Origin of the sequence: Rhodococcus sp. IEGM 1372 (assembly GCF_030056835.1) — a bacterium.
GTDB lineage: Bacteria > Actinomycetota > Actinomycetes > Mycobacteriales > Mycobacteriaceae > Rhodococcoides.
The window spans coordinates 44,466-61,132 of sequence record NZ_JASHKS010000014.1; the positions used below are offsets into that span (position 1 = coordinate 44,466).

General features: G+C 65.2%; 20 protein-coding genes. 11 read left to right on the forward strand and 9 right to left on the reverse strand.

The features are described 5' to 3' along the window. Nucleotides 1-7: 7 nt before the first annotated feature. Nucleotides 8-649 carry a GAP family protein gene (locus QM590_RS13990; protein WP_269595353.1) on the reverse strand — a complete coding sequence of 214 codons (642 nt, stop codon included), beginning with the start codon at nucleotides 647-649 and terminating at the stop codon, nucleotides 8-10. Nucleotides 650-715: 66 nt separating this feature from the next. Here QM590_RS13990 and QM590_RS13995 point away from each other — a divergent pair, with 66 nt between their 5' ends. Next, nucleotides 716-1,321, forward strand: coding sequence for a TetR/AcrR family transcriptional regulator (locus QM590_RS13995; RefSeq protein WP_269595354.1), 606 nt, complete (start codon nucleotides 716-718; stop codon nucleotides 1,319-1,321). Here the strand turns inward: QM590_RS13995 and QM590_RS14000 are convergent. Then, nucleotides 1,300-2,493: an MFS transporter gene (locus tag QM590_RS14000; RefSeq protein ID WP_269595355.1), complete on the reverse strand. Its 1,194-nt coding sequence runs from the start codon at nucleotides 2,491-2,493 to the stop codon at nucleotides 1,300-1,302. The two genes, QM590_RS13995 and QM590_RS14000, sit on opposite strands and share 22 nt — an antisense overlap. Before the next feature lie 62 nt (nucleotides 2,494-2,555). Between QM590_RS14000 and QM590_RS14005 the strand changes: the two genes are divergently transcribed. Next, on the forward strand, nucleotides 2,556-3,098 hold the full coding sequence (locus QM590_RS14005) for a GtrA family protein (protein ID WP_269595356.1): 543 nt from the start codon (nucleotides 2,556-2,558) through the stop codon (nucleotides 3,096-3,098). After that, nucleotides 3,085-3,609 carry a SixA phosphatase family protein gene (locus tag QM590_RS14010; RefSeq protein WP_269595357.1) on the forward strand — a complete coding sequence of 175 codons (525 nt, stop codon included), beginning with the start codon at nucleotides 3,085-3,087 and terminating at the stop codon, nucleotides 3,607-3,609. Before QM590_RS14005 ends, QM590_RS14010 begins: the two co-directional genes overlap by 14 nt. Here the strand turns inward: QM590_RS14010 and QM590_RS14015 are convergent, their stop codons facing one another. Further along, nucleotides 3,610-3,810, reverse strand: a complete 201-nt coding sequence (locus tag QM590_RS14015) for a hypothetical protein (protein WP_068053408.1) — start codon at nucleotides 3,808-3,810, stop codon at nucleotides 3,610-3,612. It abuts the gene before it with no gap. 161 nt (nucleotides 3,811-3,971) lie between these two features. Here QM590_RS14015 and QM590_RS14020 point away from each other — a divergent pair, with 161 nt between their 5' ends. The 3 genes from QM590_RS14020 (at nucleotide 3,972) to QM590_RS14030 (ending at nucleotide 6,513) form a co-directional block, all read left to right on the forward strand. Then, nucleotides 3,972-4,547, forward strand: coding sequence for a hypothetical protein (locus QM590_RS14020; RefSeq protein WP_269595358.1), 576 nt, complete (start codon nucleotides 3,972-3,974; stop codon nucleotides 4,545-4,547). A gap of 62 nt (nucleotides 4,548-4,609) precedes the next feature. Next, nucleotides 4,610-5,860 (forward strand): histidine kinase, encoded by a 1,251-nt coding sequence (locus tag QM590_RS14025; protein WP_269595359.1) that lies wholly within the window; start codon nucleotides 4,610-4,612, stop codon nucleotides 5,858-5,860. Next, complete coding sequence (locus QM590_RS14030; protein ID WP_269595360.1) at nucleotides 5,857-6,513, forward strand: response regulator transcription factor; 657 nt, start codon at nucleotides 5,857-5,859, stop codon at nucleotides 6,511-6,513. Before QM590_RS14025 ends, QM590_RS14030 begins: the two co-directional genes overlap by 4 nt. 2 nt (nucleotides 6,514-6,515) lie before the next feature. Here the strand turns inward: QM590_RS14030 and QM590_RS14035 are convergent, their stop codons facing one another. After that, nucleotides 6,516-7,838 (reverse strand): NAD(P)/FAD-dependent oxidoreductase, encoded by a 1,323-nt coding sequence (locus QM590_RS14035; protein WP_269595361.1) that lies wholly within the window; start codon nucleotides 7,836-7,838, stop codon nucleotides 6,516-6,518. Between the two features lie 130 nt (nucleotides 7,839-7,968). Here QM590_RS14035 and QM590_RS14040 point away from each other — a divergent pair, with 130 nt between their 5' ends. Further along, nucleotides 7,969-8,868 carry a LysR family transcriptional regulator gene (locus QM590_RS14040; protein WP_269595362.1) on the forward strand — a complete coding sequence of 300 codons (900 nt, stop codon included), beginning with the start codon at nucleotides 7,969-7,971 and terminating at the stop codon, nucleotides 8,866-8,868. Here QM590_RS14040 and QM590_RS14045 read toward each other — a convergent pair. Then, the gene (locus QM590_RS14045; RefSeq protein WP_269595363.1) at nucleotides 8,844-9,812 is read right to left on the reverse strand and encodes an MsnO8 family LLM class oxidoreductase; all 969 of its coding nucleotides are present in this window, start codon (nucleotides 9,810-9,812) and stop codon (nucleotides 8,844-8,846) included. The genes QM590_RS14040 and QM590_RS14045 overlap by 25 nt on opposite strands. A gap of 93 nt (nucleotides 9,813-9,905) precedes the next feature. On the opposite strand from QM590_RS14045, the gene QM590_RS14050 reads away from it, so the two are divergent. Then, on the forward strand, nucleotides 9,906-10,280 hold the full coding sequence (locus QM590_RS14050) for a VOC family protein (protein ID WP_269595364.1): 375 nt from the start codon (nucleotides 9,906-9,908) through the stop codon (nucleotides 10,278-10,280). Here QM590_RS14050 and QM590_RS14055 read toward each other — a convergent pair. Then, complete coding sequence (locus QM590_RS14055; RefSeq protein ID WP_269595365.1) at nucleotides 10,277-11,230, reverse strand: endonuclease/exonuclease/phosphatase family protein; 954 nt, start codon at nucleotides 11,228-11,230, stop codon at nucleotides 10,277-10,279. The two genes, QM590_RS14050 and QM590_RS14055, sit on opposite strands and share 4 nt — an antisense overlap. A gap of 133 nt (nucleotides 11,231-11,363) precedes the next feature. On the opposite strand from QM590_RS14055, the gene QM590_RS14060 reads away from it, so the two are divergent. After that, entirely contained in the window at nucleotides 11,364-13,004 is a 1,641-nt protein-coding gene (locus tag QM590_RS14060) for a GMC oxidoreductase (RefSeq protein WP_269595366.1), read from the forward strand. Between the two features lie 45 nt (nucleotides 13,005-13,049). Then, entirely contained in the window at nucleotides 13,050-13,391 is a 342-nt protein-coding gene (locus QM590_RS14065; protein ID WP_269595367.1) for a hypothetical protein, read from the forward strand. A 9-nt stretch (nucleotides 13,392-13,400) separates the two neighbouring features. On the opposite strand, the gene QM590_RS14070 is transcribed toward QM590_RS14065, so the two are convergent. After that, complete coding sequence (locus tag QM590_RS14070; RefSeq protein WP_269595368.1) at nucleotides 13,401-15,014, reverse strand: alkaline phosphatase D family protein; 1,614 nt, start codon at nucleotides 15,012-15,014, stop codon at nucleotides 13,401-13,403. A gap of 121 nt (nucleotides 15,015-15,135) precedes the next feature. Between QM590_RS14070 and QM590_RS14075 the strand changes: the two genes are divergently transcribed. Beyond that, on the forward strand, nucleotides 15,136-15,558 hold the full coding sequence (locus QM590_RS14075; RefSeq protein ID WP_269595369.1) for a VOC family protein: 423 nt from the start codon (nucleotides 15,136-15,138) through the stop codon (nucleotides 15,556-15,558). A 24-nt stretch (nucleotides 15,559-15,582) separates the two neighbouring features. On the opposite strand, the gene QM590_RS14080 is transcribed toward QM590_RS14075, so the two are convergent. Continuing rightward, nucleotides 15,583-16,122 carry an Rv2253 family sensor-like surface protein gene (locus QM590_RS14080; protein WP_269595370.1) on the reverse strand — a complete coding sequence of 180 codons (540 nt, stop codon included), beginning with the start codon at nucleotides 16,120-16,122 and terminating at the stop codon, nucleotides 15,583-15,585. Nucleotides 16,123-16,192: 70 nt separating this feature from the next. Then, nucleotides 16,193-16,582, reverse strand: a complete 390-nt coding sequence (locus QM590_RS14085) for a VOC family protein (RefSeq protein ID WP_269595371.1) — start codon at nucleotides 16,580-16,582, stop codon at nucleotides 16,193-16,195. Nucleotides 16,583-16,667: the final 85 nt, after the last annotated feature.

Sequence of the window (16,667 nt, forward strand, 5' to 3'; positions counted from 1 at the left end):
AATTGGGTCAGACCAGGTTCAGTTCGATTGCCGCATCCGCGGCCAGTAGCGCGCCCACCACGAGCAACACCGTCGCCGACACGTCCCCACTCCAGTGATCCACGCGCCGGAGCAGAGTTGGCGTGAGCGACGAAACATATTCCTGCGCAAACACTCTGGCGATGAGCAGGACGAGAGCGGGTGAGAGCGTCACGAGCACGTACCCCGCGAGCAGTAGCACCGAGAACCCCCACCCCAGGCCGGACTCGACGACCGCATCGATCGCCGCGAAGTAGGGCAGCATCGTCGCCACTTCCACCGCGCCCACAGCGACGGCGAGCAGGACCACACCGCGAACGCTTCTCGGGGGCCGCGCCCACCACGCACTGCTCGGGTCCCGCCGCCGACGCTCACAGACCAGGCCCATGACCAGAACCACAAGACCCACCGCCAATCGAGTCCACGCGTCACCAGGAATCGCGCCGCTCAGGCCATCGGTGGCCGCCCACAAGGCGACACCGACCCCGAAGTAGACCAGCCCCAACACGCCCAGATGCAGCAGAACGACACGCACCCGAAACGACGGCCGCAGCATCATCCACAGCGGAACCGCCAAAGTCCCGACGCCGATGCTGTCCATCAGCGCGAGCCCCACCAACTTAATTAACACAGCTGTACCGTAACAGGATTTCAACACATCTGTGTGAAAAAGATGTCCTCGTGCTAGAACAGACCGATGCCGAAGATCGTCGACCACGACGCACGCCGGGCGGAGATCGTCGCCGCCGTGTGGCGCGTCATCGAGCGATCGGGAATGGACGGGGCGACGGTTCGCAGCGTCGCCGCCGAGGCAGGCGTCTCCCCCGGATCACTGCGGTACTACTTCTCCGACCAAGGAGAACTGGTGCTGTTCGCGGCCGAGGCCATGACGCAACGCGTCGTACATCGGTTGGAGGCGCACCCGGCCGATGGTGACGGACCGACGCGAGCGATCCGCGTCCTCGAGGAGTTGCTACCCCTCGACGAGGATCGCCGCGCTGAGGCGTCGGTGTGGTTGGAAGCGATCGTGCGTGCCAGATTCAACGAGCGACTTGCCGCCCTCAAGACGGCCGGGTGGTTCGGCAGTCGGTACCTGTGCCGGCTCGCGTGGGCGCACCTGCACGATCTCGACCGCCCGAACTCTCCCGCATTCACATTCGACCGCGCAGAGGACGAACACGCAGCGGCCGAACTGCATACCTACATCGACGGCCTGACGCTGCAGGCGGTGACGTATCCCGAGCAACTCGCGACCGAGGAGGTACGTCGGTTGTTGCGCACTTACCTGGAGCCGCGGTCCTGAGTCGAGTCGACAGGGAATCTGCGGCCGTAGTACCACCCGATCACCGCGACGACGACGCCCGCCGCGGCAATGGCACCCAACACCGATCCGAAGCCCGACGCATCCACGACGCGACCGACGGCCAAGGGTGCCACGAGAAATCCGATCCGGGACACCAGCGACACGATCGAGATGGCCGCCGCCGAGGACACACCGGGAAGCCGCCCGGCCAGGCTGAAGACGATGGGAAACAGTGGGCTCGCGCCGAGGCCCGCAACCGCGAACGCCCCGATGACCAGGACCGGTAGATCCGCGGTCAGAACCGATAGTCCCAGGATGACGAGAAACGCCACGGCCACCAGTGACGCGCCTCCGCTGAGCACCGTCGACGGGCCGAACCGGTCGACGACCCGGTCTCCGATCAACCGACCGATCAGCATCGCGGCCGAGAACGCAACGAACGCCATACCGGCCGAACCCGGGCCCGCGCCCTCTTCGGTCGTCATGTAGACCGCGCTCCACGACTGCGGAAAGTCCTCCATCAGCCCGGCGAGCAGCACCACGGCCCCCAGCAGGGCCAGTGCTGCGGTCGGGCGCACAAGAACGGGGCCGGATGCTGGGTCCTCGTGATCGTCGAGTGCCACCGATTCCGGACCCACCAGACCCCGTCCGACGGCAGCAAGAACGAGCACCAGCACTACCGCGACCAGACCGAAGTGCGCCGCCACCGGCATCCGGACGCCGGCCGCGGCCGCGCCGGTCACTCCCCCGACGACGGCACCGACGCTCCAGGCGGCATGGAAGCCGCTCAGCAGCGACTTCCCCGCTCGTTCCTCGACAAGGACGCCCTGCGCATTCATCGAAATGTCCATCACCGCATCGGCTCCGCCGAGCAGTACCAGCGCCGCCAGCAGCGTCCACCACGACACTGCGACCGCGGGCAGGACGAAGGCCGCGCACAACAGCAACCCCGAGGCGAGAATGGTCCATCGACTGCCGAACCGTCGGACCGAAGCAGCGGCGACGGGGGCTGCCGCCAGCCCGCCGAGCCCGACACCGGTCAAGGCGAGGCCGAGCGTTGCGACGTCGATCGACAGTGAGTTCTGAATCTCCGGAATGCGGGGAGCCCAGTTCGCGAACACCGCGCCGTTGACGAAGAAGACGACGAGAACGGACAGCCTGGCACCAGTCATATCGATGCGAGCCTATCGTTCGTCGTCTGGCCGGATCCGTTACTCGAGGTAACGTCGATGGGATGCATGTGTCCGACCGCCTCACCGACCGCGTTCCCGAGCGCTGGCTCGAGCCCCTCGTCAAGCACGCCGAGGCCCTCAAGTTCCTCATCGTCGGAGCAATCACCTTCGTCGTCACCGTCGTACTGTTCTTCGGCCTGAAGTGGACGATCCTGCAGGACAAGCCGGTGACAGCGAACGTTCTGGCCGTGCTGATCGCGACGATCGTGTCGTACATCCTCAACCGGGAATGGTCGTTCACAGCGCGAGGCGGGCGACGTCGTCACCACGAGGCAGCGCTGTTCTTCGCCGTCGCCGGAACCGGCCTGGCAATCAACCAGCTACCGCTCTGGGTGTCGAGCTACATGCTGGATCTGCGGTCGCCGAACGTGTCCTTCCTCACCGAAAACATCGCCGACTTCGTCAGCGGCTCCATCATCGGCACGTTGCTGGCAACCGCATTCCGTTGGTGGGCGATGCGCAAGTTCGTCTTCCCGGAACCGGTGAACGTTCTGGCCGACCCCGCCGCCGTGACCGTTTACGGTGGACGGCATGGCGACAACTAGGACCCTCGTGCTCATGCGGCACGGAAAATCCGGCTACCCCGACGGAGTGCCGGATCACGAACGACCCCTGGCGCCGCGCGGCCAACGCGAGGCGGCAGTCGCCGGAGCCTGGATCACCGAACACGTCGGCCGCGTCGATGCAGTGCTCTGCTCGACGGCCCTGCGCACCCGCGAAACGCTGGCCGCTACCGGCCTGGGCGACGCTCCCACCCGCTTCGAGCGAGACATCTACGGCGGATCCGCCGACGAGATCATCGACGAGATCCGCCTTGCGGACACGTACTTCGACGACGTGACCGTCTCGGCACTGCTAATCGTCGGACATGAACCCGGAATTCCCTGGACCGCACTCGAATTGGCGGCAGACGACGACACCGACGTGGCCCGCGAGGTTCGTCACCGCTTCCCCACCTCGGCAATCGCCGTGCTCACCACGGAGAAGTCGTGGGCAGAGCTCGCAGCAAGCTCGGCCACGATCACCGAGTTCTGCATCCCGCGCGCCGATCAGTAGTCAGCGGTTCCTGAGGTACAGGTAGCCGGCACCGCCTGCTGCAATCAACAGGATCAGTGCTGCGGGGAACCCGAGCAGCCACCACACCAGCGCCAGTACCACCAACGCGGGCGCAGCGGCGATCAACGCGATGCCGGGATTCTCTCGAACCGTCTCCAGCGCGGACTGTGCATGCACTCTGTCGATCTTCTTGCCTGCCATGGCGGACTCCCTGTTTCGTATGTCCTGTATGCGTACTTCCACAGTAGCGCGATCGGCTACGACTTTCGGTGGAGCGCAGCATCGTACCTTCGGCCGAACCACCAGCTACGACGCCTCCGCGGGGGTATCGCGTGCACGCCGACTGCGGTGAAATCGGGTCCATGGACAATCCGATTCTGCTCACGATCGCGATCTGCGAGGTCGGCTTCTGGGCTCTGGTGATCGGCGGCCTGTGCCTGCGCTACCTGGCACGCATGCGACGCGCCAGCACCATCACGTTCGCCCTGCTCCCGGTCCTCGACCTCGTCTTGATTGCGGCGGTGGCGCTCGATCTGCACCGGGGCGGAGACGTCGAATTCGCTCACCGCCTCGCCGGCATCTACCTCGGCTGGACCGTCGTGTTCGCGCACTCCACCGTCGCCTGGCTCGACGTACGCTTCGCGCACCGATTCGCCGGTGGACCCGCACCGGTCAAGGCCCCGAAGACCGGTCCGCAGGCCTACCGCAACGAGATCCGCGGATTCGTGAAGTGGCTGGTCGCCGCCACTATCGCACTGGTGATCACCTACGGCCTCGCATACACCGTGGCAGACTCGGAGCAGGCAGCGGCACTGAAGACCGTGATCCAGCCACTCGGCGTCATCACGTTCTTCTGGTTCGTCACCGGACCGTTGTGGGTAGCCGGCAAGCAGAACTCGAGCTCGAAAGACGCGGCAGGAGAACGGAGTCGACTCTGATGGTGGGTGGTTCCAGGACACTGCGCAGGTTTCGACCCGCATGGCGACCGCGAAATCCCGTGGTGCTGCCGCTCGAAATGCTCCTGGCCACGCTCGTCTACGCCGGATTCCAACTCTCCACCGGCATGGTCGGTGACACCAGAGACGAACTCGTCCGCAGCCCGACCCTGATCGCAGTGGGTATCGCTGCCCTGCTGGCGATGACCGTCGCGACGTGTGTGCGCCGATCGTTTCCCGTCGTGTCGTACCTGTCGGTGGTTGCGATCAGCGTCGCGCTGATTCTGGTTCTGCCGGACCGCACTCTCGGATTCACTCCGCTGTACTGGTTTGCGATCGCCGCGTTGGCAATTCGAGTGACCGGGCCACGCCTGTTCGCTCCCCTCGCCGTCGGCCTCATCCTCGAAATCGCGGTCAGCGTCGACACCCGTCTGTCCTTTCCTGATGCCGCAGCCGGACCCGGTGGCACGATCGGGGTGGTGGCCGAGCAGGTCGTGAACCTCGCCATCAACTACACGGTGCTCATCGCTCTGGGTAAGTACATCGCACGGAACAGAGCCCAGGAGCTCGAGAGCGAGGCCGCCCTCCGCCGAGCCGAGATCGAACACCGCCAGCAGCTCGACGCGGCGCTGGACAACGAGAGAAAAGCCATGGCACGCGAACTCCACGACGTCGCGGCTCACCACCTGACCGGCATGCTCATCCAAGCCAAAGCATCGAAGACCCTCATCCCGAGCAACCCCGAGCAGGCACGCGAACTACTGACCGGCGCAATCGGACACGGCCAGCGCACCCTCGACAGCCTGCGCCAGATCGTCGGCATCCTGCGACCGAGCGACACGGCCTACAGCTTCAACACCGACCTCGGCTTCGACACCGCCACTGCACCGCAACCGATGATCTCCGATATCGCCGAGCTGATCGAACAGTCTCGAATCTCGTTCGAGCGCGTCGAGACGAGCATCGTGGCAGACAGTGACGATACCGACAGCGCCGTGCAGCTGACGTGCTATCGCGTCGTTCAGGAAGCGTTGTCCAATGCCCGAGTCCATGCGCCGAACTGCGTTGTGCGCGTGCAGGTGACCGTGGGTTCGTCGGCCGTCGAGGTAACCGTCACCAACACGATGCCGTCGGACGGGACAGAGCAGCGCGAGTCCACAGGACAGGGATTCGGTATTCCGGGAATGCGGGAGCGGGCCGCTCTACTCGGCGGGACCCTCGACGCCGGCTTTTCCGACGACCGAACGACGTGGACCGTGCACGCTCGATTGCCCGTCGGCGGAAAGATCTCTCGGGCGCAGGAGGTGCCGGCATGATCACCGTTCTGATCGCGGACGATCAGCCCGTGGTTCGACAGGGGTTCGAGCTGTTCCTGGCGGGCCATCCCGACATCGAGGTTCTCGGGCACGCGCACTCGGGAAGACATGCTGTACAACAGGTATCGACCCTGAAACCGGACGTCGTACTGATGGACATCAGAATGCCGAACGGTGACGGACTGACCGCAACGCGAGAGATACTGGCGCAGTTCGACAGCGTTCGCGTCATCGTCGTCACCACGTTCGACCTCGACGAGTACGTGTTCGCCGCCCTCGACGCCGGGGCGTCGGGCTTCCTGCTCAAGGACACCGATCCCGACGAACTCGCCGACGCGGTGGTCACCGTCGCCGGCGGCGGGGCGGTACTCTCTCCTCGCCTGACCCCGCGCCTGATGACCGAGTTCGCCCGCCGCGGCGCGCCGAGTCGAACCACTCCCGTTGCCCCGCAACACGACCTGAGTCTGCGAGAAATGGAAGTGGTGCAACTACTGGCGCAGGGCCTGGGCAACAACGAGATCGCGCGGGAACTGCAACTCGAACAGAGCACGGTGAAGACCCACATCGGTAACATCTGCCGCAAACTCGACGTCAAAACCCGAGTGCACGTGGTGATCTGGGCCTACCGCAACGGCCTCGTGAGCAGCCGGTAGAGCTAGGCTGCTTTTCGCTCCTCGTCATCGGCAGTCTCATCGGCGCGCTCGACCAGCGAGGCAGAGTGGTCGGTGTACTGGAAGTGCGGTCGCTTGTCGCCGATGTACGAGGTCATCCACGACACCACTGCGACATAGCGGTTCCGGAAGCCGACCAGGTACATCAGGTGCACCGCGAGCCACATGAGCCAGGCGATCGGGCCCGACATGTCGACCTTGCCGAACAGTCGCGCCACCGCACTGAACCGGCCGACGATCGACATGCTGCCCTTGTCGGTGTACTCGAACGGTGTTCCCGCGTCGACCTTTCCGATGATCATCTTCGCCACGTGCCTGCCCTGCTGCATCGCCACCGGCGACTGACCGGGGAGCTTGTGCAGCGACGTCACGTCGCCGATCGCGTAGATGTCCTCGGCCGAGCCGACCGTCAGATCGTCGTGGACGAGAAGGCGTCCGGCACGGTCGGTCTCGCACCCGGTGCGCTCGGCGATCGTGGCCGCGAGATCGCTGGCCTGAACGCCTGCCGACCAGATGACAGTCTTGGCCGGGTAGGTACGCGAGGTCTTGGTGTCGACATCCTGCACCGTGACGACGTCGTCGGCGATGTCGGTGACCATGGCTCCGGTGACGACGTCGACGCCGGACTTCTCGAGCTTCGTGCGGGCGTACGCGCTGAGCTTGCCGCCGAACGCGGGCAGAACTTCCTTGACTCCGTCCACGAGAGTGACCGTGACGTCGCTCGGGTCGATGTCAGGGAACGAGCCGGCGAAATAGCGGTGCGCGAGATCCCTGATCTGGCCGGCCAATTCGACACCCGTCGCGCCTGCACCGACAACGACGAAGCTCAGCAATTCCTTGCGAGCAGCCGAATCGGTTGTCAGGTGCGCAGTTTCGTAGCAACTCAGGATCTGCTCACGCAGAGCGATCGCGTCGTCGACGGTTTTGAGCGCGAACGTGCGGTCCTTGAACTCGTCGCGTCCGAAGTACGCCTGCGTGGCACCCGTGGCGACGATCAATCGACCGAAGCCGATGGTGTGGCTCTGTCCGGCACCGATGTAGGTGACCTGGTGAGCATCGGGATCGACATCGACGACGCGTCCGAGACGCACGTCGGCCGACTCGTACTGAGAGAGGATGCGCCTGATCGGAGGGGCGATCTCACCGGTCGAGAGCATTCCGGTGGCGGCCTGATAGAGCAGCGGCTGAAAGAGGTGTTCGGTGGTGCTGGAGATCAGCGAGAACGTCACACCGGCCTTGCCCAGAGACTTGGCGGCAGCCAATGCTCCGAATCCCGATCCCACGATGACGACGTCGTACGTTTGCACAGCACTTTCCTTTTCGGCTCGAGTCTTTTCCTCTACGAAGAACTACCTCCATGAAACTCCGACCGCGATGCTCTATCAACGCGGAAGTTGAAATAGCATCTATGAGCAGAACTCATGATTGGATGGCTACATGGAACTGCGGCAGCTGAAGTACTTCCTCGCGGTCGGCGAGGAACTGAACTTCTCGCGCGCTGCCGAACGCTGCTACGTCTCGCAATCGGCGATCAGTCTGCAGATCTCCAAGCTGGAACGAGAAATCGGTGAGCCGCTGTTCGAGCGGACCTCTCGTACCGTTCGATTGACCGTTGTCGGAGCACAATTGGTTTCCATCGCCCGGCACATGGTGGAGCTCGAGCAGGCCGCCCTGGCGCTGACGACGCGCAAGCGGAATCAGCTGCGCCTGACCGGAAACATGACGTTCGCGGCCAACGCAATCTCCGCCATCGTCGCGGTCCGCGAGCGCCATCCCGACGCCGAGATCGACTTCGTGCTGAAACGATTCGCAGAACAGATCGAAGCGGTGACATCCGGCGACTGCCAGGTGGCGCTGATCCGCGGTAGCGTCGAACGCTCCGGTCTCCATGTGACCGAGCTGTGGACCGAGGATCTCGTCGTCGTTCTTCCCGAGGGTCATCCTCTGGCGGGTGAGGACAACCCGAGCCTGAGCCAGCTCGCCGGCTACCCCCTGCTACTTCCCAAACGGAGCGAGCAGATCCTGCTGCACCGGGTGATCGAACGCGAGATGAAGCGCAGCGGGCTGCCATTGAGCTTCGGCCCACCCGTGGCGTCGGATCACACCGCCAGCGCCGAACTCCTCAAGAACCCGCAGTGCTGGTCCATCCTGTACGCCAGCACCGCCGACAGCACCCCCAAGACCGGCCTGGTCTTCCGCACCGAGGCCGACCGCAGGCTGCGGCTCCCGGTCTCGGCCGTCGTCGACGCGACCGTGGCCGCCACCGACATCCAGCGCGACCTCGTAGCAGCCCTGGCTGCGACAGCACCTGTTCAGCCCGCCACCCCTGCGAGCTGAGCGAACGCGGCATCGGCGTCGAACAATTCGGCGCGATCGTACGTGGACGTCGAGGCCATGATCTCGTTCGCGTTGGTGCGCTCGATCACCTCCTCCAACCGAGAACGGACCTGCCCGGTCGTGCCGAGGATGCTAGACGCCAACGACGCCTCGATTCGGTTCCGTGTCTGCGGCGTCCACTGCGATTGATCAATCACAGACGCTCGCTCCAGAGCTGGAAACTCGCCCTCGCGTCTGGACCTGGCCATCGCCCATGCCTCCGGGACGGCCAACCTACGTGCATCCTCGGCGTCGGCTGCGATCGTCACGTCGAGCGAGATGATCACGTACGGTTCGGGATTCGAGAGCGTGGGCCTAAAGTGCTTGCGATACATCGCCAACGGATGATCCTTCTGCAGCACCGGTCCACCGACGACCACCGGAAGCCCGGCGCGAGCGGCCACCTCGAGACCGGCTCCGGTGGCGAGGACGAACACCGGTGGAGCAGCGGTGGCAGGGCGGGCCGTCACCGGTGCCGAACCGTCCAGATACGAACGCAATTCGGCGATGTCGGACTCGAACGTGTCGGGCGCGTCACGGTCTCGGCGCAATGCTGCGCGGACCGGTTCGGTGAATCCGAGGGAGCGGCCGACTCCGAGGTCGATTCGGCCCGGAAAGAGGGACTCCAACATCAGGAACTGCTCGGCCACGATCAGGGGCTGATGATTGGGCAGCATCACCCCGCCGGATCCGACGCGAATGCGCGAGGTGCGCGACGCCACCGCCGCAGCAAGTACCGCGGGCGCGCCCGACGCGATACCGGGAACACCGTGATGCTCGGCCACCCAGAACCGGTGCAGCCCGATCTTCTCCGCATGTACCGCTCGTTCGACGGTATGCCGCAGCGCCGAGGCGTCGTCCATTCCGGATCGAGTGCGGGATCTGTCGAGCAGTGAGAACAACACGGATATGTCAACCGACGAGGCGTCGGGCATATTTCTCGAAGCGTTCGGTGATAGCGGACCGACTGTGTCCGCAAAGGCGCTCACCATTGCTCCATGAACCTCACCATGAAGATCGAACTCGTCACCCTCGCCGTCACCGATGTGGACCGCGCCAAGGACTTCTACACCTCGATCGGCTTCGAGGCCGACCACGACGCCCGCCCCTGGGACGGCATCCGGTACGTCCAGCTCACTCCCCCGGGTTCGGCGTGCTCCATCGCGATCGGCGAGGGCATCACCGACGCCGAGCCGGGCAAGGGAGCCGGGATTCTGATGGTCGTGGACAACATCCAGGAGGCCTACGAGCACCTCACCTCGTCGGGTCTGACCATCGATCCGCCCAAGGACGAGGGCTGGGGCACGTTCGTGTACTTCGCCGACCCCGACGGAAACAAGTGGTCGGTGCAGCAGTTGCCCGCGCAGCCCTAGTGGGGACCGAAGGCAAGCCGGGCCAGGATGCCGCGGTGGTCGGAACCGGTGACCGTCACCGGCTCGACCGATCGAACCGCCATGTCCGCCACCAGAACATGGTCGATGGCGATGACGGGTGGGTACCAGGTGTGCGCCGGATACGTCCTGAGCATCCCGGCCCCGGTGGCCACCGCGGCATCGACGAACCGGCCGTCCTGTAGATCTCGGTACCGCCGATGATCCTGCGTCGCGTTGAAGTCGCCGGCCACCACCACGGGACCGTCGTCGACGGGGATCTTGGCCAATAGTTGACGCAGCAGCGCGAGCTCGCGAACCCATTCGGACGGCTCCCGCGGCCACGGCGGCACCGGGTGGACCGCGAACACCAGAGGCCGACCCGGCATCTCCACCCGTGCAGAGAGCAATTCGGTCACAAAACCGTCGTGCCGCTGCTCGTCGACGAGCGGGAAACGGCTGTAGATGCCGGTGCCTTCGCCTCCGGGGGCGGCGCTGACATACGCGTGCGGCAACGAGCCGGACAGTCTCGGGCGAAGACGGGCCTCGGCCTCGGGCGTCAGTTCTACGAGAGTGAGCACGTCCGGTCGATGTTGCTCGACCAGCGCAACCAACGCGTCGAGATCGGCCTGTCCCAGCCAGATGTTGGCGTGCAGGACCGTCAGAGTCGGTGCCTCGGTCGTCGTCCGGGAGCGGTGCCTGTGTAGTGGACGGTGCCTCTGCAGCGGCAGCTGCGTTGCGATGGCACCCGTCAGTACAGCGGCCCCCGCAGCCAGCCCCCACCACCCGAACGCCACGGCCGCGAGTGCAGTGCCGGGCACCGCGGCGAGCATGAGGACATGTGCCAAAGACGCGGCAACGAGCATCGCCTGCCCCCGCGCGTCGACGAGGTGCGCCACGATGCCGATTACCGCTGCGAAGAGCAGTAACAGGGCCAACGATGCCGAAACCATGAGCGGAAGTCTTACAGGCAAACCTGAGGCCGACCTGGGAAGCGTCTTCGAGACCGACCGAACTGTTCGCTTTCTCGCCGCAAACACGACAGAATCGACAACGCTGTCCGTGAGTCAAGTAGGGGGACTTTCCGTGAACCGAAGGCAACTGCTGCGGTTGGCCGCTGCCGGAATGCTCGGCGCTGCCGCCGCTCCGGTCCTGAACTCGGCCGGAACGCCGGGCTCCGCCACCGCAGGCGCGCTGCCGATCGGTGCCGAACGCATCCGAGCACTGGTTCCCGAGCTGTTCGCCGACCCCCCGCGCCCACCGGACCACTCACCCGTGATCGTCATCGGCTCCGGATTCGGTGCCAGCGCCGCCGCCCTCCGCATGGCTCAGGCCGGCACCCAGGTCACCGTCCTCGAACGCGGACTGCGCTGGCCACGTGATCCATGGCGCGAGATCTTCACCGCCGACATGACCGCCGACGGACGCGGACTGTGGCAGCAGAGCTCGTTCACCAACATCACCGGCATGCCCGTCGGGCCGGTCGACCTGTTCGGCGGCGTCCTCGACACCACCCGCTACGAGAACCTCTCCGTCTGGCGCGGCGCTGCCGTCGGCGGCGGCTCGATCGTCTACACCGGCGTCACCATCGCCCCCGACAAGAAGTTCTTCGACCTCTCCTTCGGCGGACGACTGAACTACGACGAGATGGCCGCCACCTGGTACCCCAAGGCGCGCTCGATGCTCCGGCCGTCGGCGATGCCCGAGGACATCTACAACAGCCCGAACTTCGCACACTCACGCACGTGGGACGACCACGCCAGGCGGGCCGGCTTCACCCCGCAGGCAGTGGACGGCAACTGGAACTGGAACGTCGTCCGCGACGAGATCGGCGGTCGCTCCAGGCCGTCCGCGACCGTCGGCGCGAGCACCTTCGGCAACTCCAACGGCGCCAAGCACGACCTGACCCAGAACTACATCCCCCAGGCCGAGGCCACCGGCAACGCGACGGTATGTCACAGCCATCGCGTCGCGGCGATCGGCACCGAATCCGGCGGCCGCTACCGCGTCGAGATCGAACGCCTCGACCCGTTCGGCACCGTACTCGAGACACGCACGCTCACCTGCGACACCCTCGTCCTCGGAGCGGGGTCCATCGGCACCACCGAGCTGCTGATGCGCGCCCGCAGCACCGGTGCGCTGGCGAACCTCAACGAATTCGTCGGCACCGGATGGGGCACCAACGGCGACGCGTCGATGACGCGGTCGCTGGGGCCGATGTCGGCCGGACCGCAGGGTGCGCCGTGCGCATCCCGCATCGTCGACGACTCAGGACTGCCACTGACCGTCGAGAACTGGTACGTGCCGGGCGTTCCGGTGAATCTCGGTTTCATCGGCTCCCTCGGTATGACCATCGACCCCCTGCGTGGAAACTTCGGATTCGATTCCGCCACAGACGCATTGACCCTCAACTGGCCGAAGGGTGGCAGCCGCGACACCGTGGAAGCCCTACGCGCAGTGCAGAATCGGATGGCTCAGGCCGGCGGTACCGTCGTCGCAGCCGAACCGTTCACCCGCGACGTCGACGACACCTTCACCGCCCACCCACTCGGCGGCGCGGTACTGGGCGACGCCACCGACAACCACGGGCGGGTGAAGGGTCACCCCGGGCTCTACGTCGTCGACGGTGCCCTGATCCCCGGTAGCACCGGAGCCGCCAACCCGTCGCTCACCATCACCGCATTGGCCGAACGCAACGTCGCGCAGATCATCGCCGACGGTCGCTGACCGTCCGAAGTGGGTAGACCCGCGCCGAACGGGTAGCCCACAGATATGCCCGTCAACGACCCGACCGAACGCACCATCGCCGATCGCGACGTCGAAAAGCGCTGGAACGACCCCGGTGCCCTTCGTAAGGCTGCGGGATACTGCGCAGGTGTGGTGGCGGTGGCTGCCGCCCTGACCGCGGTGTTCCTGGTCGTCGACCGCTCCAGTCCTGTGTTGGCCGCGTCGGTGCCCGCGGTGTGCTTCCTCGGCGGGATCGGAGCTCTGACGTTGGGATACAAGTCCTACCGAGCCGGTGGCACGTGGCCGATCTGGCAGGGCGCGGCATGGTTCCTGTTCACCGTGATGCTGCTCGGCCTGGCGATGCCGATGTTCGCCATCCGTCAGTGACCGTAGGCGTCAACCCAGCTGAATCTTGGGGCGGCCTTCCGGGACGGTGACGGTTGCGGCGGTGCGCACCGGCTTGCCCGGCGTCGACACCGCATCGAGAACCCTCACTTCCGAATGCCATTCGGTGTTCGTCAGCGTGCTGCGGAGATAGCCGCGACGAGCATTGCCGTACTTGACGTGCGGTGAGGCCTCGGCGATAGCCGCCCCGGCGGCGTCGACATCGGCCCCGTCCTTGCCCGACGCGATCGACGTGGCCGCGATCTCCACACCTTGGATCGGCGACACCTGATCCTGGTAGTCGCGTCGCAATTCCGACACGATGGTGCGGTGAATGTCGCCGACGATCGACGCGACGTTCTTCGTGCCACGATCCCTGGCCCCGTCCAGAATTCGGTGCCGAGACGCCTCGTATCCGCTCCACGGATCCATCCCGACCTTGCGATCGCTACCGAGCCCACGAGCCAAGTCCGAGATGACCGTCTGATGCGCCAGGAAGTTCCACGTCGACGGTGATGCGAACCCGTCGAGAATCCACTTCTCCTGCGCTGCACCGGTTATGGTGCGCGACGGATCGGCCGTCTCCGCGTCCTGCGCATGCTCGCCGTCACCGTGCGCCTGATCGCTGCGGTACTGCCGCGTGTCCAGCACCGAGAAGTCCACCAGATCACCGAACGAGAACCGTCGATAGACCGTCATGTCCGGTCCGACGGGCTTCAGATTCACCCGCACCGGAGTGTTCTCCCACCACGCCTTGAACGCATCGGCCCTGCGCAACAGAAACTCTCGCGGATCGTCGTCGTCCTGACTGATCTGCGAGGCCCAGTTGTTGTCCACCTCGTGATCGTCGAACGTCGAGACGAACGGTGCCGACGCATGCGCCGCGGCGAGGTTCTCGTCCGCCTTGTACAACGCATACCGGTCTCGATAGTCGCTGAGCACCATGGTTTCTCGGGAAGCCGACTCGGTACGCGGCTCACCCTTGCGAGCACCCTCGTCCTTGATCGCGTACTCGTAGATGTAGTCGCCCAGAAAGAACACCACATCGAGATTCGACGCCGCCAGGTCCTGGTATGCGCCGAAGTACCCGTCCTCCCATTTCTGGCACGACGCCCAGGCGAAATCGAGCCTGCTCAGCGGCTGCCCCACTGCCGGTGCAGTTTTGGTGCGGCCGACCGAGCTGGAGTGCGGTCCGACGAGAAAGCGATAGAAGTATTCGCGAGCGGGCTCCAGCCCTCGGACGTCGACATGAATCGACCAGCCGTCGAACTCGGTGGCAAGCTCGACGCCCTCGCGGGTGATGTTCGCGAATCGCTCATCCGCGGCGATCTGCCACCGCACCGGCACGACGCCAGGCGTCATTCCGCCCAGTGGCGCAAAGGGATCGGTGGCGAGTCTGGTCCACAGCACCACCGAATCGGGCAGTGGATCGCCGGATGCCACGCCGAGGCGGAACGGGTAATCGGGCGTCACCACGGACTGGGCCTGCGCCGTGGTTCCCGCGAGTCCCGGAGTGAACGCCAACGCCCCCACCAGCGCACTCCACGTCAGAAACTGCCGACGTGTGGCCCCCGCTCGCATGGAGATGTCCTGACCGAACCGTATCTCGTTACCCCGTCTCACCATCCTCCGAGGCTGTCGCGCCCGAACGAACCGTGCGCGTCGTCGATCGAAAGGGCACATGAACACGAAATTTCCATTCGATTCAGGACCTGAATCGTCCGCAATCACGGCAAAACTCGAACGCATGACGAACACCGACCGCACAGGCTCCCAAATCGACCACCTCAACATCGGCGTCGCCGATCTTGCCGCCAGCGCCGAGTTCTACGGTGCTGTACTGAAACCACTGGGGATCAGCGAGATCATGCGGGTACCGCACACCCCCGAGGCGAACCAACTCGCCATGATCGCGTTCGGCTGGGCGCAGGTGAAGCCCTTCTTCTGGATCGTCGACGCACCGGGTTCGGCCATCGGACCGCACACCCATCTCGCCTTCAGCGCCCCGGATCGCGCCACCGTCGATGCCTTCCACGCCGCGGCACTCTCGGCAGGAGCGATCGAGCTCAGGCCTCCAGGGCTGCAGCCGGAATACCACGCCTCGTACTACGGATCATTCGTCCGCGATCTCAACGGCATCGACCTCGAGGCCGTCTGCCATCACGAATGATTCGACGGACGCGTTCTCAGTCGGTCAGCTACTGCCGAATATCGGCGGCAGGACGGGCAGCGGCGAGACAGGATATGCAGCAACATCCATGACGACGGTGCCGTCGCAGTAGCCGCCGTAGATCGTGGTCGTCCACACGCCCTCGAAGCTGCCATCGGGCTGCGGGGTGTAGTAGGCCACCGAGTGCGCGTCGTTGTACTCCTTGGGATTTCCTTCACCCTTCCAGCAGTCCCACACCCAGTCGTAGGTGTGCACCCAACTCGTTCCGTCCCAGACGTAGTCGATCGGGCGGTTCTGGAGGGACTCGTTCGCCGGGGGTGGACCGGCGACGACGGAGGCAACACAGTCTCCGTCGACGCAATCGGTGGCGAAGGTGTAGACGTTGGAGAAATCCGGTTCTCGCTGCGACGCCGCTGCGCTCGTGCCGGTCTTGCTCGCCGCGAACCGCATCAGCGAATAATCACCCGACCACGAAGGATCGTCACCGGGTGCCGCACCGGCCGGGAGTGCTCCCGCGACAATCCACGCCATGACCATCGCAAGCACGAGCACAGTCTTTCGCATAGGAGGACGGTAACGGCTGAGACCCCGCAACGAGCCCGAGACGGCAAAGTCCGCCCGCCCGGTGGGCGATTCAGGCCTGAACCACCCACACCATATTGCCGTCGGGATCACGCAGCACGAACATCGGCGGCGCACCGTCCTCCGTCCCGGACAATGCGTCCATGTCGACACCGCCGATCGCGGCCAGTCGCGCATGTTCCGCCTCGACGTCGGGAGTTTCCACACCGATCGAGGACCCACCGGGCGAGTCACCCATCGGCGGATTCAGGGCCAGGCGTGCCGTCGAACCGGGCGGCGCCACCTCGACCCACCGATACTCGCCCTCGGGGCCGAAACGCGTATCGTCGCGCAGCTCGAAACCGAGCACGCGTGAATAGAACTCGAGCGCGGCGTCCTGGTCTGCGACGGTGAACATGGCCACGCCGATGTTCACGATGGTGCTGGATGTTTGATCGGTCATGCCGGTACCGACTCGAGGCGCATCGAAAACTCACCGCGCACCCCAGATAAAACAAAGCCCCGCACCGACCGAAGTCGATGCGGGG